Below are 17298 nucleotides of genomic sequence, written 5' to 3'. Positions count from 1 at the left end.
CTGGACTTGATATGAGCTTGATTGCGCTGCTGCTGACCGTGCTGGTTGCCGTGCTGCACCTGTATTTTCTGGCGCTGGAGATGTTCCTGTGGACCCGGCCGCTGGGCCTGAAGACGTTCCGCAATTCACCGGAGAAGGCGGAGACCACGCGCGTGCTGGCGGCCAACCAGGGTCTGTACAACGGCTTCCTGGCGGCGGGCATCGTGGTGGGGCTGGTGCTGGCGCAGCCGGTGCTGGTGACGTTCTCGCTGGTGTGCGTGGTGGTGGCGGGGTGCTATGGCGCCTACAGCGTGAGCCGGCGCATCTTCATGATCCAGGCGGTGCCGGCGATCCTGGCGTTGGTGTTTCGCGCACTGGCGTGATTTCCGGCCAACGGCACAGCCCCTGGTGGGTTGGTCGCGTAGAGCTGTCATGGGGTTGGTCGGGCGGGTTCCGTGCGCGGCCAGCCCACGGAGAAGAAAAGAAGATCAAGAGCAACAGCGGGTCGCTGCGCTCGTGGGTTCTGCGCGCATGAAAAAAGCGGCCGCCGGGCCGCTTTTTTGCTTTTGCTCTTCTTTTTCTCTTGCGTGGGTGGACGCCGCAGCGATCTGTCAGAGGCCGGAGGGATGGGATGCGCAGGGGCGTAAGCGCCATGGATGGCGCGCCCGAGCCTACAGGGACGTATTCACGGCGTCCCCTGGGCATCCCATCCCTCCGGCCCAACCGATGAACCGCTTTTCAGCATCCACCCACGAGGGGCTGCGCCGTTCGCGGCAACATCACTTCGCCGGCGACACCCACATGTCGATGACCGCGCTGAACACCTCCGTCCCCGCGCGGTCGCGCACACTCACCGTCACCGGCAACGCATAGCCTTCGGTCGCCACCACGATCGGCTGCGCCGGCAATGCCGTCGCCTGCAGCGTGCCGCGCGCCTTGGCCAGGTACTGCACCTGCATGCCCTTCGGGATCCAGCGCATGCCCTTGGGCAGCGACGCATCGACCATCAGCCCGGCGGTCAGTTCGGCCAGGTTGCACATTGCGATCGCGTGCATCGTGCCGATGTGGTTGCGCACCTTGCGGCGGTCGGCCAGCGTGCCCTCGCAGCGGCCGTTCTCCAGGCGCGTGATGCGCGGGGCGATGCTGGCGAAATAGGGCGCCTTGAAGCACACCGCGCGCGAGAACAGCCAGGTACCGGCAGGCCAGCGCTGCAGGCGGTGATAGAGCGAAAGCAGGGGCGTGGACATGGCGGTTTCCGGTCGGCGGACAAAGCGACGGCGGGCCAGGCCCGCCGTCGAGGCAACGCGTGTCGCGGGCGATCAGGCCGCCTGCGAGTGCGGGTCCTTGTTCTGGCGGTCGTAGTAGCTGGCCGCGCGCAGTTCGTGGGTGTCGAAGTCGTCCACGGTGATGGTGTCCAGGGTCAGCGTACGCAGCTCTTCCAGCAGGCTGCGCTCGTCCTGGGTGATCACGCCTTCGGCCACGGCCTCGTCGAGCTGGCTGTTGAAGTCCAGCGCCTCGATGCCCTTGCTCTTCAGCGCCTTCAGGAACTTGCGCTCCACCGGCTCGGCCATGATCGCCTTGCTCAGGTAGCTGTTGATGCGGCCACCCGGGTTGTTCTCGCAGGGGGTCAGGAACACGCCGCTGGCGAGGCGGTCGCGGGCTTCGTTCGGGGCCATCAGCAGCGCAGCCACGCGACGGCTCAGGCGGTCGCCCGGGGCCTCGGCACGACGGCCCAGCGGGAAGATCAGTGCCCACATCAGCCAGCCGATCGGACGGATCGGGAAGTTGCGCAGGGCAGCCGACAGCGATTCCTCGATCTTGTGCACGCTGTCATGGAAGGCCCAGGCCAGCAGCGGCTGGTCGGCCTGCGGCGCGCCTTCGTCGTGGTAGCGCTTGAGCATGGCGCTGGTCATGTAGACATGGCTCAGCACGTCGCCCAGGCGGCCGGACAGCGATTCCTTGAACTTCAGCTTGCCGCCGAGCGTCATCATCGAGATGTCGGCCATCAGCGCCAGGTTGGCCGAGTAACGGTCCAGCTTGCGGAAGTAGCGGCGGGTGTAGGCGTCGCCCGGAGCAGCGCCGAAGCGTGCGCCGGTCAGGCCGAACCAGAACGAACGAACGGCGTTGGAGATGCCGTAGCGGATGTGGCCGAACAGGCTGCGGTCGAAGTCCTGCAGGCCGGCACGGGTGTCGGGGTCCTGAGCGGCCTTCATTTCCTTCAGCACCCACGGGTGGCAGAGGATCGCACCCTGGCCGAAGATCAGCAGGCTGCGGGTCATGATGTTGGCGCCTTCCACCGTGATGGCGATCGGCGCGGCCTGCCAGCTGCGGCCGGCGAAGTTGCGCGGCCCCAGGATGATGCCCTTGCCGCCGATCACGTCCATCATGTCCGAGATCACTTCGCGGCTCATGTTGGTGCAGTGGTACTTGGCGATCGCCGACGGCACCGACGGCACGTCACCGCGGTCCACAGCAGCGGCGGTGGCCTGCGACAGCGCGCTGATCTTGTACGCCTTGCCACCGATGCGGGCCAGCGCTTCTTCCACGCCTTCGAAGCGGCCGACCGACAGGCCGAACTGCTTGCGGATGCGCGCATAGGCGCCGGTGACCGCGGCACCCGCCTTGGCACCGCCGCTGGCGGTGGAAGGCAGGGTGATGGAACGACCCACGGCCAGGCACTCGTTGAGCATGTTCCAGCCCTTGCCGGCCATCGCAGCGCCACCGATCAGCTGGGTCAGCGGAATGAACACGTCCTTGCCGCGGATCGGGCCGTTCTGGAACGTCGAGTTCAGCGGGAAGTGGCGACGGCCGATTTCAACGCCGGCGGTCTCGCGCGGCAGCAGGCCCAGGGTGATGCCGATGTCGCGGGTCTGGCCGATCAGGCCATCCGGATCGTACATGCGGAAGGCCAGGCCGATCAGCGAGGCGACCGGCGCCAGGGTGATGTAGCGCTTGTCGAAGGTCAGCTTGACGCCGAGCACCTGCTCGCCGTTCCACTCGCCCTTGCAGACGATGCCATAGTCGGGAATCGAGGTCGCGTCGGAGCCGGCGAACGGACCGGTCAGGCCGAAGCAGGGCACTTCACGGCCATCGGCCAGACGCGGCAGGTACTGGTCCTTCTGTTCCTGGGTGCCGTAATGCACCAGCAGTTCACCCGGGCCCAGCGAGTTGGGCACGCCGACGGTCGAACTGACCACCGAAGACACCGAGGCCAGCTTCTGGATCACCTTGTGGTGGGCCAGCGCGGAGAAGCCCAGGCCGCCGTATTCCTTCGGAATGATCATGCCGAAGAACTTGTTCTTCTTGATGAAGGCCCACAGTTCCGGTGGCAGGTCGGCATGGACGTGGGTGATTTCCCAGTCGTTGACCATCGTGCACAGCTGTTCGACCGGGCCATCGAGGAAGGCCTGTTCTTCAGCGGTCAGCTGCGGCTTGGGGTAGTTCAGCAGGATGTTCCAGTCCGGGTCACCGGTGAACAGTTCGCCTTCGAAGCCGACCGAGCCGGTTTCCAGGGCGATGCGCTCGGTCTGCGACAGCGGCGGCAGCACCTTGCGGAACACCTTCATCATCGGGCCGGTCAGCAGCGGCTTGCGGATGAACGGCAGCAGCAGCGGCACGACGATCACGGCCAGTATCGCGGCAGCGACGATCGTGGCGGTCTGGTTGACGTAGGGGATGAACCAGCAGGCCACGAGCAGGGCCACGCTGATCAGCGTCCAGGTCAGCAGGCGCATGCGGTGGTAGGCGACGAACGCGCCTGCCAGCAGCAGGGCGAGGAAGGGAATGACGAGGCTCATGAGCGTGCTCCGGTGACGTGCTCGTTTATGGCGGACGAAGCTGCAGCATCCGCTGCGGGCAACACGTCCAGATAGTCCAACACAGTAGCGGTAAAGGCGTCGTTGTCATCACCGGCGACCATGTGCGTGGCCTGCGGCAACTGTACGTGGCGTGCGTGTGGCGCCAATGCCAGGAATTCGGCCACCGTCTGCGGGGTGACCAGGTCGCTGCGGCCACCGCTGACCAGCAGCAGGGGGCACTTCACCTGGCGCGCGGCTTCGGCCAGTGCGTCCTGGTGCTGCTCGCTGTCACGTGCCAGTTCGGCCACCAGGCGCGGGTCCCAGTGCCAGCGCCAGCGACCGTGGCCATCTTCGCGCAGCAGCGCGCGCAGTGAGTCTTCGGACTTGCGCGGGCGATGCGGCACATAGGCCGAGATCACATCGGCAGCCTGCGACAGCGAGGCGAATCCTTCCGGATGCGCGGTCATGAAGGCGAGGATGCGCTCGACGCCAGCGGTATCCCAGCGCGGGGTGATATCCACCAGCACCATGGCCGAGAACAGGCCTGGCCAGCGTGATTCGGCCAGCAGGCCGAACAGGCCGCCCATCGAGGCAGCCACCAGCACCGGCGGTCGCGGTTGTTCGCCGGCCAGCACGATCAGGTCATCGGCGAACTGCTCGCCGTGGTACGCCAGGTCGGCCGCATTCCAGTCGGAATCGCCGTGACCCCGGGCGTCGTAAGCCAGGGTCTGCAGGCCGGCTGCCGACAACGCCTTGGCCGTCGTCGTCCAGGCATGGCGGGTCTGGCCAAATCCATGCGCGAACAGTACGCGCCCGCGACGGCCCGAGGTACTGGCGGTTGCCGTCAGCGAGGCACCGTGGGCGGCCTCCAGGCGCAGGTCATGGAATGCAGCGGGAGTAGGGGACATAACCATACCCGCTAGTATGGATGGGTTCGGCGGGATGTCAATACTGCACGGTATGGTGCGCTGCGGGAATGCCTCTCGGCCCGGCTGCCGACGGTTTCGGCCGCAACCGCGTACTGCAACGAACCCCGGCGTATGGTTAAATCAGCACATGAATCAACCTGACGCTTCCGCCGGCGAACCGCGTGCCGGCCGCAACAGCCGCCTGAGTGCCGAAGACTGGGCCCAGGCGGCCCTCGATCTGATTGCCGAGCAAGGTGTGAGCGCCGTCGCGGTGGAGCCGCTGGCGCGCCGCCTTGGCGTGACCAAGGGCAGCTTCTACTGGCACTTCCCCTCGCGTGATGCGCTGCTGCAGGCCGCACTGGAACGCTGGGAACTGTTCGAGCAGGAACAGGTGTTCGGCAGCCTGGAAGACGTGCCGGATCCGCGCGTGCGCCTGCGCCAGCTGTTCCAGATGGTGGCGCACGAAGTGCAGCCGCACATCATCTACAGCGAGCTGCTGAAAGCGTTGGACCATCCGATGGTGCGGCCGGTGATCGACCGAGTGTCTCAGCGACGGCTCGATTACCTGATCGCCTCGTTCCGCCAGGCGGGCCTGAGCTCGACCGATGCACGCCATCGCGCACGCCTGGCCTACGCCGCCTATGTCGGCTTCCTGCAGTTGTCGCTGCAGCTGCAGCAGCCCAAGCAGGCGCGCGAGGATTTCGAAGCGTATGTCGAGCATCTGATCGACACGCTGATTCCGAACGGCTGAGGCATTCTTCATCGCTGGATGCAGAAAGGCCGCGGCAGTGCCGCGGCCTTTTTTCGTTGGTGTTGACGCCAGCAGCGAACGTACAAAAAACAACGGCCCCTTTCGGGGCCGTTGCTGCATCAGCTGATCAGTGGAGCGATCAGAACTTCTGCTTGTACTGCATGTACATGTAGCGGCCCGGCAGGTCGTACTGCGGGTCGAACATGTTGTACGAGGTCGAGTACGAGACCGGCGGCTGCTTGTCCCATGCGTTGTTCAGACCCAGCATGATCGTGCCCTTCCACGGGGTGTTGTAGCGCACCTGGATGTCGTGGTAAGTGGTCGAGCCCATGTGGTTCTTGCGGCCATCCGGATCGGAGCAGTAGCTGCGCAGTGCGCCGCCCAGCAGGCAGTCTTCGGTCATGCCGGACTTGTAACGCAGGCCGTAATTGACGCCGAAGTCGCCGAAGGACCAGTCGACGTACAGGTTGGAGCGGATGCGCCAGTACGGATCCTGGTCGAGATAGCGACCCTGGCGGCCTTCCACCTCGGAATCTTCGGTGGCCTTGGTTTCCCACTTGGAAAGGTAGGTGCTGTCCCAGCTGACGGTGAACTGGCCGAACGAGGTTTCCGGCAGGCGGTACAGCACGCCCAGATCCCAGCCTTCCACCTTGTACGACGCCAGATTCTGCAGCGGCATGTCGACGTTGGTGATGGTGTAGCGTTCTTCGATGGTGCCGTAGGCTGGATCACGGGTGATCAGACCGCAGTACGCGGCCTGTTCTGCCGGGGAACCGCCGTAGCAGTAGTTCATGATGTCCTGGATCGCCGGACGGGTGATGGCGTCTTCGATCTTGATCTGCCACCAGTCCAGGGTCACGTTCAGGCCGCTGACAAAGCTCGGGCTCCACACCAGGCCCAGCGTTTTGCTGGTCGAGGTTTCCGGCTTCAGGTTCGGGTTCGACTTCCAGGTGAACGGCTCGGCAGTCTGGGCCGCGCCCGACTGCGGAACGCCGTCGTCGTCCTTGGTGTTGGGCTGGACGAAGCCAGCCGGAACGCCCTGGGCGATACACTGGGCCAGCACCGCACCGGTCGGGCCGTTGGCAGCCGCGCACGGATCGGCGTAGGTTTCGAACGAGTCGCCGTCACCGCCATACAGGTTGCTGATGCTCGGCGCGCGGAAGCCTTCCGAGTAGTTGCCGCGGATCATCAGGTCGTCGATCGGCTTCCAGCGGAAACCGAACTTGTTGTTGGTGGTATTGCCGAAGTTGCTGTACTTCGAGTAGCGGGTCGCCGCGCTGAAGTCGAGCAGCTTGGCGCCCGGCAGGTCGGCCAGCACCGGGATCGACAGTTCCAGGAAGACTTCATCCAGGTCGTAGCCGCCCTTGGTCGGCTTTGCGCCGTTGCCGGTGCTCAGGCCTGCAGCGATGAAGGCATCCGGATCGAACTGACCGGTCTCCTTGCGGTACTCGTAACCGGCAGCGAAGGCCAGAGCGCCGGCCGGCAGCTGCACGATTTCACCGGAGATGTTGGCGTAGTAGCCCTTGGACACCAGGCTGGCCGAATCGTGTGCGGTGAACGAAGTGTAGTCGAGCGCGGCCTGGCTGATCGAGCCTTCCGGGCCCAGAGCGTTGACCGGCACGCACTCCGGAATGATGTCGCCGCCCGGGGCGGTGACGCAGACCGGCACGCCGCCACGCATTTCGGACGGGCCGTAAGCGTTGCGCAGGTTGGCCAGATTGAACAGGCCGTAGGTCAGGTCGTTCTGGTCGGTCTTGTCGTAGCGGTAGCCGACATCCCAGTCGAAGTTACGGTCCGCGAACTCGAAGAAGCCTTCGAAGCCACCGTAGAAGTGCCAGTTCTTGACGTTCTGGTTGAACGAACGGCCGCCGCTTTCATTGAAACGACGGTTGACGCCGGTCAGGTCTTCACCCGTCGGGTTGTACATGCTGTTGGCGCTGAGGCGCATGCTGGTGACCGGCATGGCCGCCAGCAGCTGTTCGGACTTGCGCTCGTTGTACATCGCCTCGGTACGGAAGGTGATGTTGTCGGTAACGTTGTACGAACCAGAAGCGAACAGCGACGTACGTTCCTGCGGGGTCAACAGGTAGTTGTCCGGGGCGGTGTTGTAGCCGTGGACGTTGGCGTTGAACGGCGTCTCCACGCCGTTGATCAGCACATAGCGCTCGTCGTTGCGGATGTAGGAGCCCGGCATGCCGGTGCTGCTCTGGCCGTCGAAGAACGGCGGGCCACCGGCGGAGATCTTGCGATCGCCGGCCATGACCTTGCCTTCCTTGACGTAGGAGACACCCAGCATCAGCGATGCGCGATCGGTGGTGGTGCCGATGGTGAAATCGGCCGCTTCACGCTCGCCGTCACCGTCGCTGTACTGGCCCTTGTAGAAGTTCGCTTCGGCGCCGTCGAAGTTCTGCTTGGTGATGATGTTCACCACGCCGGCGATGGCATCCGAACCATAGATGGTCGAAGCGCCGTCCTTCAGGATGTCGATGCGCTCGATCATCGCGGTCGGGATGGTGTTCAGGTCGACGCTGCCGTCCAGGCCGGTGGTCCAGCGACGGCCATTGACCAGCACCAGGGTACGGTCCGAGCCGAGGTTGCGCAGGCTGATACCGGCCGAGCCGTCACCGCCGTTGTTGAAGGTGCGGTTCAGGGCGGCACCGTTGGCGGCAACGCGCTGCAGGATGTCGGCGACCGAGGTCACACCCTGCTTTTCGATGTCGGCGCGGGTCAGGCTCAGGACCGGCTGCGAGGTTTCGATGTCGGTGCTCTTGATGCGCGAACCGGTCACCGAGATGCGATCCAGGTTGGTCGCTTCCTGCGCCTGGGCCGTTACGGACGTCGCCGCACCGGCGATCAGCGCGACGACGACAGCGTCACGCAGCTTGTTGGACTGGAAATTCATTGGCTCTCTCTCTCCAAGAAATCTTGGCTGGGGTAGTGCCTGCGCGGCGGAGCCAAAAAAGAAGGCTCCAAAATCGCGAGGCTGAATCGATAGTAACGGCCCCCAGCCAAAAATTAAAGCTGCGTTAATTCACGCTGTGGTTACACATGAATGCGCTTTGATTTCTTTTATTTCAATGAGTTATCTGAATGTAGAAAGGGGCGCAACCGCGCCTGCCTGCCCTCAACGCACAAAAAAGTTTCAGTTGATGCATGTCGTGATGTATCCGTTTGTAACGGATAGGTGCTTTTCGCACTTGACAGATGTGTCCAGAAACAATTCGGGCGCCCCTGGGCGCCCGATGTTCAACACAGCTTGTTCGCAGTCGATGAGCGACTACAGATCCTGCTCGTAGCGCACGTACGGCACGGTGCCGTCATCGTTGCTTTCGTTGCGCGGGGAGAACGGGTTCTTGCCGCGGCTGATGACGTTTTCCGCGCCGACGGTGAGCTGGCCGGACCACGGGGTGCGCCAGGTCAGGCCGATGCCCAGGCCTTCCCACTTGCCGGGCTTGCCGGGAACGTCAACCACGCGGCCGATGATGCTGCCGCTGAAATTGCCGTAGCCGGCGCCCAGGCTCAGGCTCTTGCTGTCCCAGCGGTCAACGATGGCCGGTGAGGCGTCAGCCAAGGGTACCAAGCGTGCCTTGGCATAGGTGCCGGCGATGGAGACAAAGCCTTCGCGACCGATGTTTTTCTGCGCGAACACGGTCAGGTCATTCTGTTCGGCGCGCAGCGATGGGGTCTTGCTGGGCGTGGCCAGCCAGGCGGGCAGGGTCTCGCGGCCGGTGCCGGCAGTGATTCCCAGGCGGCCGGTGCCACGGTTGAGCGCGGCGGTGCCGGTCAGACGCCGGTTGGAGCCGATGGCATCGTCGTCGTCGCCCAGGCTGGCCAGCATGCAATGGCTGGCCAGTCCGCTGATGCTGGAGCCGCTGCTGCTGTTGCACAGCAGGCCGAGCGAGTCGCCCGAAGACAGGCCGAACGCAGCATCGAGCGAATTGCGGCCGAAATGCCAGCGTGCGCCCACGGCCTGCTCGCCGGTCGGTTCCAGGTACAGCAGGGCCTCGACCTTGCCACTGCCCTTGTTCCAGACCGGAATGACGGTGCGGGTGTCCTTGCTCTGCGCGTGCACGCCCGTGATCGCGCCAAGGGCGATCAGAAGGGCCAGCGGTAGACGCAGGAAGGTACGCATCGGACCAGTTCAGACAGGGACGGGCAGTGAAAGTTCCCGCTGGGGCGGGAACTCGATCCTAGGGTGTTTATGAATTCTTAACAAGCCTTGTTCCTCCCCAGATACAAGACTCATTGGGTATTACTGAAGTCGTTCAGGTGCCGGTACAGCCCCCTGGGCACCGTGGAACAGTATGCCGAACTCCGTCAACGGAAAGTGATACTCCTGTCCGCAGAATTCGCAACGTACGTCTACGGCGCCGGTGTCTTCGGCAGCCGCACGGGCCTCTTCCTCGCCCAGCGAGAACAGCATCGAGGCGACCCGTTCACGCGAGCAGGAGCAGGCGAAGGACAGGGCCTTGTCACCCACCAGCTCCGCCTTCTCCTCGTGGAACAAGCGGTGCAGCAGTTCCTCGGCCGGGGTGGCCAGCAGCTCCGCCTTGCCCAGGGTGTCGAACAGCGCGCTGGCGCGGGCCCAGCCATCGTCGTCGCCTTCGTCGCCCGGCAGCTTCTGCAGCAGCAGGCCGGCAGCACCGTCGCGGCCGGCGGCCAGCAGCAGTCGCGTCGGCAGCTGCTCGGACTGGCGGAAGTAGTCTTCGAATGCTTCATCCAGTTCCGGCGCGGTCAGTGCGACCAGGCTCTGGTAGCGCTGCGGTTCGCGCGGGTCCAGGCCGGGATTCTCGATGGTGATGGCCAGCAGGGCGTCCCGGCCCAGGTCGGTCAGGTCACGGGGGGCGTCACCGCCCTCGGCAATCTGGACGATGCCGCGCAGGGTGCCGGCGGCGGTGCATTCGGCGAACAGGGTACGCAGAGCGGTATTGCTGCGCAGCTGGATCGACAGGCGGCCGTCCACCTTGGTGTGGCCGGTGAACAGGGCCGATGCCACGCAGGCTTCGCCGAGCAGTTCGGTGGCGCTGTCCGGATACTCGCCGTGGGACTGGATGTCCTGCCAGGTGGCCTGCAGGCGCACGTGGACGCCACGGACACCGGCGTCGGGGAGCAGGAAACGGATAAGGGAATCGGATTGGGCGGTCATCGGCTCACATCGCGCGGAAACGGGGATGGTTGCCGGATAATGCGCCGACAACCAGGCATAAGAAGGATGCACCAGTAATGGGGGCAGGGGGAGAGCAGGACAAGGTAGTGGCCGCCGCCGACGCGGCACCGCGCAGGCGCTGGCGCTGGAAGCGGCTGCTGTGGCTGCCGGTGCTGTTCGTGGCCTTCAGCTGCCTGCAGGTGCTGGTGCTGCGTTTCATCGATCCGCCGCTGTCCATGGTGATGGTCTGGCGTTTCGGTGAGGCACTGGGGGAAGGCGACTGGTCCTACCGGCTGCACTACCAGTGGCGGGACCTTGACCAGATGGCGCCGAGCCTGCCGATTTCGCTGGTGGCCGCAGAAGACCAGCGCTTCCCCGACCACAGCGGGTTCGACCTGCAGGCCATTGAAAAGGCGCGCGACCACAACGCGCGGGGCGGGCGCCTGCGCGGGGCCAGCACGATCAGCCAGCAGGTGGCCAAGAACCTGTTCCTGTGGCAGGGCCGCAGCTGGATCCGCAAGGGCCTGGAGGTCTGGTACACGGTGCTGATCGAAGCCTTCTGGCCGAAGCAGCGGATCCTGGAGATGTACGCCAACATCGCCGAGTTCGGCGACGGTGTGTATGGCGCCCAGGCAGCGGCGCAGACATTCTGGGGCAAGGACGCCGCGCGGCTGAGCCCTGCCGAGAGCGCGCGTCTGGCGGCAGTGCTGCCGGCGCCGCGCCGCTACAACGCGGCCAAGCCAGGCCCCTACGTTCAGCGTCGTGCGGCGTGGATCCAGCGGCAGGCACGGCAGCTGGGTGGAGCGGGGTACCTGGCGGAGGACTGAGCGGCCACGACACCAGGTGTCCGTGGTGCCTTCCGATGCGGGAAGCGGGTATTTCGAACGCTGGACTGACGGGCTGCATCCCCGTCAACGACGTACAATCCGGCGATGACTCGTGAGCGTCTTACCTTCGTCATCGCCGCACACAACGAAGAGCTGGTGCTGCCCCAGCTGCATCCGCGATTGTGCGCGGTACTGGACGGCCTGGCCGGAATCGATGGTCACATCCTGTACGTGGATGACGGCAGCAGTGACACGACCTGGTCGTTGATCGCCTCGCTGGCCCAGGCCGACCCGCGGGTATCGGCGCTGAAGCTGTCGCGCAACTTCGGCAAGGAGGCGGCGCTGACCGCCGGCCTGGACCATGTGCGCGAAGGCGCGGCGATGATCCTCGACGCTGATGGCCAGGACCCGCCGGAACTGGTGCCGCACTTTGTCGAACGTTGGCGGCAGGGCTACGACAACGTCTACGGCACGCGCCTGGTACGTGACGGTGAGAGCTGGAGCAAGCGCGCTGCCGCATCGGTGTTCTACCGGGTGATTGGTCGCCTCTCGCGGACGCCCATTCCGGCCGATACCGGCGATTTCCGCTTGTTATCGCCGCGCGCGCTGAGCGCATTGCGCGAGATGCGCGAACGGCACCGGTTCATGAAGGGGCTCTTCAGCTGGGTCGGTTTCCGCCGCGTGGCGGTGCCGTATCACCGGCATGCCCGTTTGGCCGGCAGCAGCAAGTTCAGCCTGTGGCGGCTGTGGAACTTCGCACTGGAAGGGATCACCGGCTTCTCGACGGTCCCGCTGCGGGCGGCCACCTACATGGGGCTGGCCACCGCAGGCGTGGCCTTCGTGTTTGCCATCTGGGTGATTGCGAAGGCGGCGTTGTACGGCGACCGGGTGGCCGGGTGGCCGACCATGATGGCGGTGATCCTGTTCCTCGGGGGCGTGCAGTTGATCGCGCTGGGGCTTATCGGCGAGTACCTGGGACGCCTGTACGAGGAGTCCAAGCAACGGCCGTTGTACCTGGTTGACGCATGGTTGGCCCCTTCCGTGGCAGACTCGGAGCTGCAACCCACCCTGGGAGGGCAGGCAGATGACGTCGGTACGGCAACTGTTGGACGGCAAGTCCCCTGAAGTGCACGCGGTCGCGCCAGGCGCGGCGGTGATCGATGCGATCCGGTTGATGGCGCAGAAGGGCATCGGCGCGGTGCTGGTGATGGATGGCCCGCGACTGGTCGGGATCCTCTCCGAGCGTGATTACGCACGCAAGATCGTGCTCCACGATCGTTCGTCGCGTGACACCGCAGTGTCGGAAATCATGACCGCGAAAGTAGTGACGGTGAGTCCCGGTGAGCAGGTGGAACACTGCCTGCAGCTGGTGACCGATTACCGCATCCGCCATCTGCCGGTGGTCGAGGGCGGGCAGGTACTGGGGGTGATTTCCATCGGTGACCTGGTGAAGTCGGTGATCGATGCGCAGCGGCGCGAGCTGGATCAGCTGCAGCAGTACATCGTGGCGGGGTGAGTTCTGTCGCTGGCGGGCCTGCGGCCCGCCGGCCCGCTTTTTCAAACAACTGCCCAAGCCAAAGCCAAGACAGCGCCTGCCTGATGTGCGGGTAGGCGGAGGGCATGACCCTGCAGGACACGCCGTAAACCCGTCCATGGGGGCTCGATGGCGCCATCCATGGCGCCAACGGTCCTGCACGGCCATGCCCTCCGCCTCAGGACACGTTCCTGCGAGCGCGGCGGCCTTCACCCTGACTGTCTGCCGTTGGTAGATGCCAACCTTGGTTGGCACTGCTTTTGATTCTGCTCTGTACGTCTTCTTTTGGCTTTGAATTTCTGCTCTCGTTCCGCGCGCGCAGGAAACTTTCGGGAGGGTGACGGGTGGCCCAGGCAGGACCGTTGGCGCCATGGATGGCGCCATCGAGCCCCCATGGGTGAGGGCGCTTTGCTTGCGAAGCACTGCTTCGCAAGCGCCCGAACGCACAGCCGCCAGCGGCTGGGCCGGCCCCCGGAGGGGGGTTCACGGCGTGTCCTGCCAACCCACACCGCCCCGCCCAACCCACAGAAACCCAGCCGCTTTGGCTTTTGCTTTTGCTTTGGCTTCTGCCCGCCGCAGGCGGACCACCGCGCGTCAGCGCGGCACCTCCACATCCAACCCGATCGGGCAGCTCACGCCGGTACCGCCAATGCCGCAGTAGCCGTTCGGGTTCTTGGCCAGGTACTGCTGGTGATAGTCCTCGGCGTAGTAGTACGTCGGTGCCGGATACACGATCTCGGTGGTGATCGGGCCATAGCCCGCTGCAGCCAGCTGCGCCCGGTAGGCCTCGCCACTGGCCAGCGCCGCGGCGTACTGGGCCTCGTCGGTGGCGTGGATCGCCGAACGGTACTGGGTGCCGGTGTCGTTGCCCTGGCGCATGCCCTGGGTCGGGTCGTGGCTTTCCCAGAACAGCTGCAGCAGCCGCTCCAGGCTGACAACCGCCGGGTCGAACACCACCTGCACCACCTCGGTGTGGCCGGTCAGGCCCGAGCAGACCTCTTCATAGGTGGGGTTCGGGGTGATTCCACCGGCATAGCCCACCGAGGTGCTGTACACGCCCGGCTCGTTCCAGAATTTGCGCTCGGCGCCCCAGAAGCAGCCCAGCGCGAAGCGGATCTGCTGCAGGCCGGCGAAACGGTCCTTCAGCGGATGGCTGTTCACGAAGTGCTGGTTGCTGTGCAGCGGCAGCGGCTGGTCGCGGCCCGGCAAAGCCTCTTCCGGGCGCGGCAGGCGCTGCTTGAAGGCCCCGATGCCGAGGATGCCCTGTCCGATTCCCAACATGATGCGCTCCTACGCCGGAAGCCCGGCAATGTCGTCGGCATCTGAAATGGGGGCGTCTGCGGCGTGGCCCAAGTCCAGCGCCGCCACGATCTCTTCGGCCTGTGGCCGCGCGGCGTCGGGGATACCGACCCGCAGCACGCCGAACAGCGGCAGCTCACCCATGCCGCCCAGCAGCGACTCGCCGAACACGAACGCCGGGATGCCGGCGTCTTCCAGCGCGTGCTTGACCAGGTGGGCGTCGAACAGATTGTCGGCCTTGTACACGATGTGCATGCGGCGGCTCCGTGGGACAGGATTCCAGCATACGCCCGGGGGCTGAATGGTGCCGCTGCGCTCGCCGGGCAGCCCTTCCCGGTAAGCGTTAGACTGGCAATCTTTCTGCCTTTCTTTCGCCGACTCATGTCAGAGCACACCCCCGCCAGCCCCGAGACCCCCGCCGACAGCCACGAGAAGCGCGATTTCATCCGCCAGATCGTGCGCGAGGACCTGGCCAGCGGTAAGCACCAGGCGATCAAGACCCGCTTCCCGCCCGAGCCGAACGGCTACCTGCACATCGGTCACGCCAAGTCGATCTGCCTGAACTTCGGCGTCGCCGGCGAGTTCGGCGGCGTCTGCAACCTGCGTTTCGACGACACCAACCCGGCCAAGGAAGACCCGGAGTACGTGGCCGCGATCCAGGACGACGTGCGCTGGCTGGGCTTTGAGTGGAACGAGCTGCGCCATGCGTCGGATTACTTCGACGCCTACTACCTGGCCGCCGAGAAGCTGATCGCCGACGGCAAGGCCTACGTCTGTGACCTGTCGGCCGAGGAAGTGCGCGCCTACCGCGGCACCCTGACCGAACCGGGCCGGCCCTCGCCGTGGCGCGACCGCAGCGTCGAGGAAAACCTGGACCTGTTCCGCCGCATGCGCGCCGGTGAATTCCCCGATGGCGCGCGCACCGTGCGCGCCAAGATCGACATGGCCAGCGGCAACATCAACCTGCGTGATCCGGCCCTGTACCGCATCAAGCACGTCGAACACCAGAACACCGGCAACGCCTGGCCGATCTACCCGATGTACGACTTCGCCCATGCACTGGGCGATTCGATCGAAGGCATCACCCACTCGCTGTGCACGCTGGAGTTCGAAGACCACCGCCCGCTGTACGACTGGTGCGTGGACAACGTCGACTTCGCCCACGATGACGCGCTGACCCAGCCGCTGGTCGACGCCGGCCTGCCGCGCGAAGCGGCCAAGCCGCGCCAGATCGAGTTCTCGCGCTTGAACATCAACTACACGGTGATGAGCAAGCGCAAGCTGATGGCGCTGGTCACCGAACAGCTGGTGGACGGCTGGGAAGACCCGCGCATGCCGACCCTGCAGGGCCTGCGTCGCCGTGGCTACACGCCGGCGGCGATGCGCCTGTTCGCCGAGCGCGTGGGCATCAGCAAGCAGAATTCGCTGATCGATTTCAGCGTGCTGGAAGGCGCGTTGCGCGAAGACCTGGACAGCGCCGCGCCGCGCCGCATGGCCGTGGTCGACCCGGTCAAGCTGGTGCTGACCAACCTGGCCGACGGCCACGAAGAGCAGCTGACCTTCAGCAACCACCCGAAGGACGAAAGCTTCGGTACCCGCGAAGTGCCGTTCGCACGTGAAGTGTGGATCGACCGCGAGGACTTTGCCGAAGTGCCGCCGAAGGGCTGGAAGCGCCTGGTTCCCGGTGGCGAAGTGCGCCTGCGCGGCGCCGGCATCATCCGCTGCGATGAAGTGATCAAGGATGCCGACGGCACCATCACCGAACTGCGCGGCTGGCTGGATCCGGAGTCGCGCCCGGGCATGGAAGGCGCCAACCGCAAGGTCAAGGGCACCATCCACTGGGTCAGCGCGGTGCACGGCGTGCCGGCCGAGATCCGCCTGTATGACCGCCTGTTCTCGGTGCCGAACCCGGACGATGAATCGGAAGGCAAGACCTACCGCGATTACCTCAATCCGGAATCACGTCGCACCGTCATCGGCTATGTCGAGCCGGCGGCTGCCACCGCGGCGCCGGAACAGTCGTTCCAGTTCGAGCGCACCGGCTACTTCGTTGCCGACCGCCGCGACCACACCGCAGCCAAGCCGGTGTTCAACCGCAGCGTGACCCTGCGCGACACCTGGTCGGCCTGAGCACCTGCGCGGGCGCCGCACAGGCGCCCGCGTCATCCCGGCGAGTGCCCCATCCCGTGAAGCCGCAGCGCCGACCAGCGGACGCGGCCCGGCCGTGCTGCGCACGTGGCACGCACTGCCGCTGTGCAGCGGATACCGCCATCATCGTCCGTTCTTTCCTACCCATCAGGCCCTGCCATGTCCGCTGCCCCGAGTGCACTTCTGCCGCTGCTGCAACAGGTCCTGCTGGGCCGTGACATCGCCTGCACCGTCGAGGGCGACGGACTGCTGCTCGACAGTGGCCTGCACCTGACACCGCACGGTGTCGCCAGCAACGAGCGGGACAACGGCGGTTGGCAGACCTCCACCGTCATCGAGACCCGTCACGCGGGCTTGTTCGCCGATGGCCTGTTCGAATACCAGCACGCCAATGGCGCGACCGAACAGGAATCCCTGCTGTCCGGCTTCGAGACCTGGGTGCGGGTGGATCTGGCGACCCTGCAGGCCGCCATCGGCGCTGAAGACGCACCGGATCTGCCGATGATGGGACTGACCTACCCGACCAACGAAGACGGCCGGGAACACGAGCGCACCGTGGTGCTGGGACCGCTGGCCCATTACCGCGCCCGCGAACTGGACGACGCTGCTGCGTGCAGCGAAGACGACCACGGTTCCTGCCCCTGCTGCCTGTTCACCAGGAGCATCGACGCCTTCGACGATCTGCTGAAGGCTCATCACTTCCTGGCCATCCGCCTGTTCGCTTCGCGCGACGAGCAGGGCCAGTGCGAAGCCGACTGCCGGGTCAACGGCCATGACTTCGCCCCTGCCCTGCCGCTGCTGCGCGCCTATGCTGCGCGCTGGCCGCAGGCGGGGCTGGAATTCCGCAAGCAGTACGTGGTGATCCGCACCGGCTCACCCTCAGCGGCCTGAATCCAGCGCGCACGCCCG

General features: G+C 65.5%; 15 protein-coding genes. 7 read left to right on the top strand and 8 right to left on the bottom strand.

Annotation, left to right across the window (positions count from 1 at the left end; translation table 11 throughout):
- The first annotated feature begins 11 nt into the window (after positions 1-11).
- On the top strand, positions 12-362 hold the full coding sequence (locus BW38_RS18075) for a DUF1304 domain-containing protein (RefSeq protein WP_032974953.1): 351 nt from the start codon (positions 12-14) through the stop codon (positions 360-362).
- A 396-nt stretch (positions 363-758) separates the two neighbouring features.
- Here the strand turns inward: BW38_RS18075 and BW38_RS18080 are convergent, their stop codons facing one another.
- The 3 genes from BW38_RS18080 to BW38_RS18090 form a co-directional block, all read right to left on the bottom strand.
- The gene (locus BW38_RS18080) at positions 759-1226 is read right to left on the bottom strand and encodes a hotdog fold domain-containing protein (RefSeq protein WP_032974952.1); all 468 of its coding nucleotides are present in this window, start codon (positions 1224-1226) and stop codon (positions 759-761) included.
- Between the two features lie 72 nt (positions 1227-1298).
- Positions 1299-3776, bottom strand: coding sequence for an acyl-CoA dehydrogenase (locus BW38_RS18085; RefSeq protein WP_025877803.1), 2478 nt, complete (start codon positions 3774-3776; stop codon positions 1299-1301).
- Positions 3773-4690: an alpha/beta hydrolase gene (locus BW38_RS18090; RefSeq protein ID WP_032974951.1), complete on the bottom strand. Its 918-nt coding sequence runs from the start codon at positions 4688-4690 to the stop codon at positions 3773-3775. The genes BW38_RS18085 and BW38_RS18090 overlap by 4 nt, the downstream gene beginning before the upstream one ends.
- 142 nt (positions 4691-4832) lie before the next feature.
- Between BW38_RS18090 and BW38_RS18095 the strand changes: the two genes are divergently transcribed.
- On the top strand, positions 4833-5435 hold the full coding sequence (locus tag BW38_RS18095; protein WP_025877807.1) for a TetR/AcrR family transcriptional regulator: 603 nt from the start codon (positions 4833-4835) through the stop codon (positions 5433-5435).
- 139 nt (positions 5436-5574) lie between these two features.
- Here BW38_RS18095 and BW38_RS18100 read toward each other — a convergent pair whose 3' ends face one another.
- The 3 genes from BW38_RS18100 to BW38_RS18110 form a co-directional block, all read right to left on the bottom strand.
- Entirely contained in the window at positions 5575-8337 is a 2763-nt protein-coding gene (locus BW38_RS18100; protein ID WP_025877809.1) for a TonB-dependent receptor, read from the bottom strand.
- 375 nt (positions 8338-8712) lie between these two features.
- Positions 8713-9567: a hypothetical protein gene (locus BW38_RS18105; protein WP_032952038.1), complete on the bottom strand. Its 855-nt coding sequence runs from the start codon at positions 9565-9567 to the stop codon at positions 8713-8715.
- A 120-nt stretch (positions 9568-9687) separates the two neighbouring features.
- Positions 9688-10581, bottom strand: a complete 894-nt coding sequence (locus BW38_RS18110; protein WP_032974950.1) for an Hsp33 family molecular chaperone HslO — start codon at positions 10579-10581, stop codon at positions 9688-9690.
- A 77-nt stretch (positions 10582-10658) separates the two neighbouring features.
- Here BW38_RS18110 and mtgA point away from each other — a divergent pair, with 77 nt between their 5' ends.
- From mtgA to BW38_RS18125, 3 genes are all read left to right on the top strand, one after another.
- A complete protein-coding gene (mtgA, locus tag BW38_RS18115; RefSeq protein ID WP_032974949.1) occupies positions 10659-11408 on the top strand; it encodes a monofunctional biosynthetic peptidoglycan transglycosylase in 750 nt (249 codons plus the stop codon).
- 105 nt (positions 11409-11513) lie between these two features.
- A complete protein-coding gene (locus tag BW38_RS18120) occupies positions 11514-12533 on the top strand; it encodes a glycosyltransferase family 2 protein (RefSeq protein ID WP_025877815.1) in 1020 nt (339 codons plus the stop codon).
- The gene (locus tag BW38_RS18125) at positions 12493-12924 is read left to right on the top strand and encodes a CBS domain-containing protein (RefSeq protein WP_025877817.1); all 432 of its coding nucleotides are present in this window, start codon (positions 12493-12495) and stop codon (positions 12922-12924) included. The genes BW38_RS18120 and BW38_RS18125 overlap by 41 nt, the downstream gene beginning before the upstream one ends.
- Positions 12925-13536: 612 nt before the next feature.
- Here the strand turns inward: BW38_RS18125 and msrA are convergent.
- On the bottom strand, positions 13537-14202 hold the full coding sequence (gene msrA / locus BW38_RS18130) for a peptide-methionine (S)-S-oxide reductase MsrA (protein ID WP_032974988.1): 666 nt from the start codon (positions 14200-14202) through the stop codon (positions 13537-13539).
- 30 nt (positions 14203-14232) lie between these two features.
- Positions 14233-14496: a DUF2007 domain-containing protein gene (locus BW38_RS18135; RefSeq protein WP_025877942.1), complete on the bottom strand. Its 264-nt coding sequence runs from the start codon at positions 14494-14496 to the stop codon at positions 14233-14235.
- Between the two features lie 126 nt (positions 14497-14622).
- Here BW38_RS18135 and BW38_RS18140 point away from each other — a divergent pair, with 126 nt between their 5' ends.
- Together BW38_RS18140 and BW38_RS18145 are read left to right on the top strand one after the other, a co-directional pair.
- A complete protein-coding gene (locus BW38_RS18140; protein WP_025877940.1) occupies positions 14623-16371 on the top strand; it encodes a glutamine--tRNA ligase/YqeY domain fusion protein in 1749 nt (582 codons plus the stop codon).
- A 177-nt stretch (positions 16372-16548) separates the two neighbouring features.
- Complete coding sequence (locus BW38_RS18145; RefSeq protein WP_025877939.1) at positions 16549-17280, top strand: DUF6348 family protein; 732 nt, start codon at positions 16549-16551, stop codon at positions 17278-17280.
- Positions 17281-17298 lie beyond the last annotated feature (18 nt).

Source organism: Stenotrophomonas sp. RIT309 (assembly GCF_000632045.1).
GTDB lineage: Bacteria > Pseudomonadota > Gammaproteobacteria > Xanthomonadales > Xanthomonadaceae > Stenotrophomonas > Stenotrophomonas indicatrix.
The sequence above is the reverse complement of the archived record's forward strand: the minus strand, read 5'-3'. Positions and strand labels throughout refer to the sequence as shown.